The organism is Bartonella sp. AA23NXGY (assembly GCF_042197165.1).
Taxonomy (GTDB): domain Bacteria; phylum Pseudomonadota; class Alphaproteobacteria; order Rhizobiales; family Rhizobiaceae; genus Bartonella.
Map to the genome: position 1 here is coordinate 109929 of NZ_JBHIRO010000008.1, position 6808 is coordinate 116736.

6 protein-coding genes, 2 tRNA genes and 2 pseudogenes are annotated in these 6808 nt (G+C 38.4%); 2 read left to right on the forward strand and 8 right to left on the reverse strand.

Translation table 11 applies throughout. The annotated features are described in order from the left end of the window. Positions 1 to 52 precede the first annotated feature (52 nt). The 6 genes and pseudogenes from nuoE to ACFINY_RS05965 form a co-directional block, all read right to left on the reverse strand. Positions 53 to 743: pseudogene (nuoE, locus tag ACFINY_RS05940) on the reverse strand (NADH-quinone oxidoreductase subunit NuoE). Then, positions 743 to 1933: an NADH-quinone oxidoreductase subunit D gene (locus ACFINY_RS05945; protein ID WP_375611877.1), complete on the reverse strand. Its 1191-nt coding sequence runs from the start codon at positions 1931 to 1933 to the stop codon at positions 743 to 745. The pseudogene nuoE and the gene ACFINY_RS05945 overlap by 1 nt, the downstream one beginning before the upstream one ends. 120 nt (positions 1934 to 2053) lie before the next feature. Further along, the gene (locus ACFINY_RS05950) at positions 2054 to 2665 is read right to left on the reverse strand and encodes an NADH-quinone oxidoreductase subunit C (RefSeq protein ID WP_375611876.1); all 612 of its coding nucleotides are present in this window, start codon (positions 2663 to 2665) and stop codon (positions 2054 to 2056) included. A 14-nt stretch (positions 2666 to 2679) separates the two neighbouring features. Beyond that, positions 2680 to 3261 (reverse strand): NuoB/complex I 20 kDa subunit family protein, encoded by a 582-nt coding sequence (locus ACFINY_RS05955; protein WP_375606831.1) that lies wholly within the window; start codon positions 3259 to 3261, stop codon positions 2680 to 2682. After that, positions 3252 to 3617, reverse strand: a complete 366-nt coding sequence (locus ACFINY_RS05960) for an NADH-quinone oxidoreductase subunit A (RefSeq protein WP_005773599.1) — start codon at positions 3615 to 3617, stop codon at positions 3252 to 3254. The genes ACFINY_RS05955 and ACFINY_RS05960 overlap by 10 nt, the downstream gene beginning before the upstream one ends. Positions 3618 to 3914: 297 nt before the next feature. Then, positions 3915 to 3991: transfer RNA gene (locus tag ACFINY_RS05965), tRNA-Asp, on the reverse strand. Between the two features lie 172 nt (positions 3992 to 4163). Here ACFINY_RS05965 and ACFINY_RS05970 point away from each other — a divergent pair. Continuing rightward, positions 4164 to 4239, forward strand: a tRNA-Val gene (locus ACFINY_RS05970). Between the two features lie 34 nt (positions 4240 to 4273). Here ACFINY_RS05970 and ACFINY_RS05975 read toward each other — a convergent pair. After that, positions 4274 to 4707: pseudogene (locus tag ACFINY_RS05975) on the reverse strand (XRE family transcriptional regulator). 49 nt (positions 4708 to 4756) lie between these two features. After that, entirely contained in the window at positions 4757 to 5371 is a 615-nt protein-coding gene (locus tag ACFINY_RS05980) for a hypothetical protein (RefSeq protein ID WP_375611875.1), read from the reverse strand. A 631-nt stretch (positions 5372 to 6002) separates the two neighbouring features. On the opposite strand from ACFINY_RS05980, the gene ACFINY_RS05985 reads away from it, so the two are divergent. Continuing rightward, a partial coding sequence (locus ACFINY_RS05985; RefSeq protein WP_375700927.1) for a tyrosine-type recombinase/integrase occupies positions 6003 to 6808 on the forward strand: 806 nt, incomplete at its 3' end.

Here is a 6808-nt window from a genome sequence, read left to right on the forward strand (position 1 = left end):
TCTTACTTTTCGTTAAATGTTGCCATCATGGGTAGAATAATAAAATATTTTCTCAAGAAAAATACTTAATTATGTTCCCCATTCTTTCCTTATCCTTTTTTGGTGAAGACTTGAGAGATCTTTTTTTCTTTCTCATCATCAAGAAGAGATGTTAAACCACTAATTGGCTCCGACGATTTACGACTATTTTGCGGACCAACAGCTATCTCAGGACCCTTTCCTGCCTCAAATGCATCGATAATCTCTTCAAGGCGTTCAGCTGTAAGATCTTCGTAAGTATCTTTAAAAATCATAACCATGGGAGCATTAACACAAGCACCAAGACACTCCACCTCTTCCCATGACAATGTTCCATCCTGATTGGTCGTAAAAGGTTCATGATGAATTTTTTTCTGACAAACTTTAATCAATTCATCAGAACCACGTAACATACAAGGCGTTGTCCCACAAACTTGAATATGCGCTTTTGTTCCAACAGGCTTAAGCTGAAACTGAGTATAAAAAGTAGCAACTTCTAAGACACGGATATATGCCATAGAAAGAATTTGAGCGATATGTTCAATTGCAGCACGTGTCACCCAACCATCTTGCTCTTGTGCACGCATTAATAATGGAATGACAGCTGATTGCTCACGCCCGACAGGATACTTTTCTATAGTATTTTTTACCCATATTTGATTTTCTTTTGTAAAAGAAAACTCTGCGGGCTGATAGATATCATCTGCAAGACGGCGTACGGACATTAGCGATCAACCTCCCCAAAAACAATATCAATCGAACCCAAAATAGCTGTAGCATCCGCCAACATATGGCCTCGGGTTAAAAAATCCATAGCTTGGAGATGAGCAAACCCAGGAGCACGCAACTTGACACGATAAGGCTTATTGGTTCCATCAGAAACAAGATAAACACCAAACTCACCCTTCGGAGCTTCCACAGCAACATATACTTCTCCAGGAGGTGTATGAAAACCTTCCGTATAGAGTTTAAAGTGATGAATCAGTGCTTCCATCGAGCTTTTCATTTCACTCCGCGTCGGTGGTACAATTTTGCGATCCAAGCTCGAAACCGGTCCATTTTTTTCAGTACTCAGTAAACGCTCCACACATTGGCGCATAATTTTCGCTGATTGACGCATTTCTTCCATACGAATAAGATAGCGATCATAACAATCGCTATTTTTACCTATAGGAATATCGAATTCCATTTCATCGTAACATTCATAAGGCTGACTTTTACGCAAATCCCATGGAACACCAGCGCCACGAATCATAACCCCAGAAAAACCGCGTGCCCAAGCTTCATCAATACTTACAACGCCAATATCCACATTACGCTGCTTAAAAATCCGATTTGGGGTCACAAGCGCATCAAGTTTTCCGAGAGAAATAAGAAATGGATCAATAAAATCACCAATATCCTCAACTAAAGATTCTGGTAAATCTTGATGCACGCCACCAGGACGAAAATAATTTGCATGAAGACGAGCACCACAGGCACGCTCATAAAAAATCATCAATCTTTCACGTTGCTCAAATCCCCAAAGCGGTGGTGTTAAAGCACCAACATCCATTGCCTGTGTCGTTACATTAAGCAAATGATTAAGAATACGCCCAATTTCAGAAAACAAAACACGTATTAATTGCCCTCTTTTAGGAACTTTTATATCTAATAACTTTTCAATAGCAAGAACAAAAGCATGTTCCTGATTCATAGGAGCGACATAATCCAAACGATCTAGATAAGGACCAGCTTGAAGATAAGTCTTTGTTTCCATTAATTTTTCAGTACCGCGATGCAACAACCCAATATGTGGATCTACACGCTCAACAACTTCACCGTCCAGCTCCAGAACCATGCGCAAAACCCCATGCGCGGCAGGATGCTGCGGACCAAAATTGATATTAAAGTTTCGAACATTGACCTCAGCCACAATCAACCCCTTGCTTTTTAAAAAACTTCATATCAAATATCAAAAAATCTATCACGCTAAAAAATATTTAATTATTTAAGAAATACAGTACTCTAATATAATGCCTTATCAAAACCAATATTATTTTTTTTCATCTGCTTTCCCATCACATGGCAAAGTATACTGTCCTCCTTCCCAAGGAGAAAGAAAATCAAAATTACGCATCTCTTGGCGCAAAACAACAGGCTCATAAATCACCCTCTTTGCTTCATTATCATAACGGCATTCAACAAATCCTGTCACAGGAAAGTCTTTGCGTAAAGGATATCCTTCAAACCCATAATCTGTTAAAATCCGTCTCAAATCTGGGTGTCCTGAAAATAAAACCCCATACATATCATACGTTTCACGTTCATACCACTCTGCGCCAGGATAAACCGTACAAGCTGAAGCAACAGGAGTATTTTCATCCGTACGAACTTTTACACGTAAGCGTAAATTCTCACGAGGAGATAACAATTGGTAAGAAACATCAAAGCGCTTATCGCGAAAAGGATAATCCACACCACTAATGTCTGTAAGATTAATAAATTGACAGCGAGGATCATCACGAACAAACATTAAGACATCGATAATTGCATCAAGACGTGCCACAATGGTCAATTCACCAAAAGCAAGAACAGTCTCTTCAAGCTTATTTTTTAATTTGTTTTCCAAATAAGCAGCAAGCTCAACCAATGTTTCATCCACCATGACAAGAAAACTCTCTATCGCTCTATGGATCCGGTACGACGGATTTTTTTCTGTAGCAACAATATGCCGTATAATAATGCCTCTGCTGTAGGTGGACACCCTGGGACATATATATCGACAGGCACGATACGATCACATCCCCGCACTACTGAATAGGAATAATGATAATATCCCCCACCGTTTGCACATGATCCCATAGAAATGACATAACGTGGCTCTGGCATCTGATCGTACACTTTTCTTAAAGCAGGAGCCATCTTATTTGTTAGAGTACCTGCCACCACCATCACATCTGACTGGCGGGGTGAAGCTCGTGGTGCATATCCAAAACGCTCATTATCATAATGAGGCATTGAGCATTGCATCATTTCGATAGCACAACAAGCCAAACCAAAACTCATCCACATTAAAGAACCGGTACGTGCCCAAGTAATCAAAGCATCTGCCGAGGTAACTAAAAACCCCTTATCTGATAATTCAGCATTGATATCACGAAAAAATTTATCGTCAGATCCTATCAGCCCACCAGTATTTGGATCAATGATTCCTTTTGGTTTTGGAGCCTCAATCGTTGAATTATTAGATCTTAATTCCATTCAAGGGCTCCTTTTTTCCATTCATATATAAATCCAATAGTCAAAATCGCTAAAAACACAATCATCGACCAAAAGCCAAACATACCTATTGATTCGAATGAAACAGCCCAAGGAAAAAGAAATGCAACTTCAAGATCAAAAATAATAAATAAAATTGACACCAAATAGAAACGAATATCAAACTTCATGCGTGCATCACTAAATGAATTAAACCCACATTCATAAGCCGATAATTTTTCAGGATCAGGGGAACGATATGCTACAATGTAAGGTGTAATCAACAAAACTCCAGCAATAACCGCTGACACAATAATGAAAATCAAGACTGGCAAATAAGAGCTCAATAAATAAGCCATAACCCTCTTCCATCGTAACGAAATGCCTGAGTTTAACACAATGATTCAATATTGCGAGACCAAACAGACAAATTTAACAATCGCTCTATTAACTCTATTCATACTGCTTCAAAGGCATACAGAGCGATACTTTTCTTATCGGCATAGGTAACGCAGAGCAAAGAAAGACGCAAGCCCTATTCTTATAAACCATATAAAAAGAAAGAAAAAACATATTTATTCCCAATCAAACACTCCACCACATCACTCATAGCATATGGATATTTTAAAAAGGAAATTTCATAAGGAATCACAAAATGGCGCGAGTGACGGGGCTCGAACCCGCGACCTCCGGCGTGACAGGCCAGCACTCTAACCAACTGAGCTACACCCGCGCATTTTTTCGAACCAATTTAATTTGGTACAAGCGGTCGTGTAAGGGGTTCATGCGTTTATGTCAAGAAGGATTATGCATTTTTAAAAAAAATTATCAAATACCATCTTTATTCTTGCGTTTAGAAAAATTTTTCCTTAAAGAGTCTCCATTCAATTGCTGATCATTGCATTGGGCGATTAGCTCAGCTGGTAGAGCGCCTCGTTTACACCGAGGATGTCGGGAGTTCGAGTCTCTCATCGCCCACCATATAGCTTTATATTCCTATTAAGTTTTTGATTCTTCATATATTTTTAAAAGATAAGGGATGCCTAAATAAAGTTAGGGGAATATGGTTTTTACTCTTTCCTTTACAAAGCGCATTCTTTTTGCCAGCTTTCTCTAACAATTTTTTAATAGTTCTAAATCTTCTTGTGAAATAATGTTTATCAGTCTAGCAAACATACCAACAGCTTCACATCTAAATGTATCAGAAGGCTTTATAGTGAAACTTTTACAATAAGAATCCGATTCTCTTTTCAAAATTTCTGCTACCTCTTGATCTAAACCATAAAGCTCTATGATCTTTTCCTCCAGTCCTACAGGAACAGATTTTTTGCTAATCTCGACAGAAGATAAAAATCCTACAGATATATCTAATTTCTTAGCCATATCTAAGAAGTGTTCGGAGTGATCAATGCGAAGTTTCCGTAAAATTTTACCAAAGGGTGTAAGTATTTAAATAAAACGCGTAAGGGTATAAGCTTTACGGCATAAACTGAGAAAATTATCCACCAATAATATGTTTCACGCAATCAGCAATGTGATTTACCTTCTTTGCATTAGCAGCAACTCCATTAAATTTTTTTATAATCCAATCAGCTCCTGTTCCAAGGTGTGTAATCCATGTTTTTTGAACAATAGGCTCAACAGCCCTCACAGTTTCTTCAGTAAATGTAGTTAATTCCAGAAATCTTTCACAAACAATTCGAGGCGCTTCAAAATCATTTGCTTCATTACGTACGGTAAACAAATTATCCAAATTATCGTCGTTAATAAGATAAGGGGAATGCGTCGAATAAATTACTTTATTGCCTTTTATGCTCGATAACGTTTGTAAGGAGCTTAATATTTTTCTCTGTGGATGAATACGTAAATTATTTGCTGGCTCATCCAATAAAAAAACTATTCCATTTTTGCTTCTATGCCTGCGAACTTCTGTAAGAACTTTAAAACAAAAAAACCAACGAAACCCTTTACTTCTCTCATGTAAATAAAAAAAGAGGTTATTTGCTTTAATTTGTAAACAATAATCTACAAAACCACTGACAGTATCGTGATCACTATTAGATTTTTCTATTATACAATAATCAAAAAGGCTCTTCCCTTCAGTAATATCCACCCAACCTTCCTTCACTACTGACTTCAAATAACCATTGATCAATCCTATACGCTGCTTAACAGCATCGTTGTCATCACAATCGACAATATCTTCCTGAAAACTAATACCAAGATTTTTTTCTTATTTTGTACTCGATTGGATGAGCCATAAACATACCGACATACTTGGCTCGCATCTCCAAGACAAGTATGGGCACTTATGGGATTCATGATCACTCTCCACCATTCTTTCCACCAGTTACTGCCAGCAGGTATTGTCTCATAAGTATAGCCATTACCGCCAATAATTCTGCTTACAAAGTCATATCTATTCCCATCAAAGCCAATAATAATTTGTTTGCCGTCACTCACATACCCTAACAGACCGGATGCAACTAAAACATTAAAGGCTGGTCCATAGAGATTGATAGTCGTGTTTTCGTTGGCTATACCGTGAACACCTTCTTGTATGACAGATACAAGATATTGATTTATAATGATAATCTAGCTCTGTTCATATTGAATTAGACCCTCGAATAACGTAGGATTCTCTCATTTCAAATCTGTTTATCTTGAATCAATCAAAACCACTTGCTTGCACGTCACAAGCGGGGTTGATGTGTGGGTAAAAATTGTACAAGAAAGGAGTAAAAATGGTTCTTATGAATCGTCTTAATGCAAGGGCTGTAGCAACATTGGGAGCTGGTAAATATAATGATGGTGCCGGCTTGCTTCTTCACAAACGTAAAGATGGTGGTGCTCAATGGCTTTATCGTTATACCATTCATGGTCGGCGCCGTGAAATGGGCTTGGGTGCCTTGCGAGATGTTTCTTTAAAACAAGCTCGTGAATTGGCAACTAGGTGGCGGGCTGTTTTACGTGAGGGGCGTGACCCTATTAAAGAACGCAACAAACAAAAGCGTGAGGCAATGCGCAATCTCCATTATTTAAAAGATATTGCTCTAGATGCTTTTGAAAGCCGTAAAGCTGAATTAAAAAATGATGGTGAGTCTTGTAATTGGTTTTTACATTTACGCCTCCATATTCTCCCTAAATTAGGCTGTCTGCCCGTTTCAGAGATTACGCAAACAGAGATACGCGATACCCTTGCCCCTATTTGGCATACAAAAGCTGGAACTGCTCGAACAGCACTAATGCGTCTTAATCTTTGTCTCAAACATGCGGCTGCATTAGGGTTAGATGTTGATTTACAAGCAGTAGAAAAAGCACGCGCTCTCTTAGGCAAACAACGTCATAAAAAACAAAGCTTACCAGCCATGGATTGGAGAGATGTGCCGGCTTTTTACCAATTTCTCTGCAAAACAACAACTATAAAACATTTAGCTTTGCGTCTGCTTATCCTGACAGGTGTTCGTACCAACCCTTTACGTCATATTCATAAAGATCAAATTGATGGGGATATATGGACCATACCTGCTGAAAATATGAAAGGCAAGCG

Bases quoted from the DNA above. Each gene is read 5' to 3' on its own strand.
- ACFINY_RS05950 (WP_375611876.1), bottom strand. From the start codon at position 2,665: ATGGTGGATGAAACATTGGTTGAGCTTGCTGCTTATTTGGAAAACAAA.
- ACFINY_RS05960 (WP_005773599.1), bottom strand. From the start codon at position 3,617: ATGGCTTATTTATTGAGCTCTTATTTGCCAGTCTTGATTTTCATTATT.
- ACFINY_RS05955 (WP_375606831.1), bottom strand. From the start codon at position 3,261: ATGGAATTAAGATCTAATAATTCAACGATTGAGGCTCCAAAACCAAAA.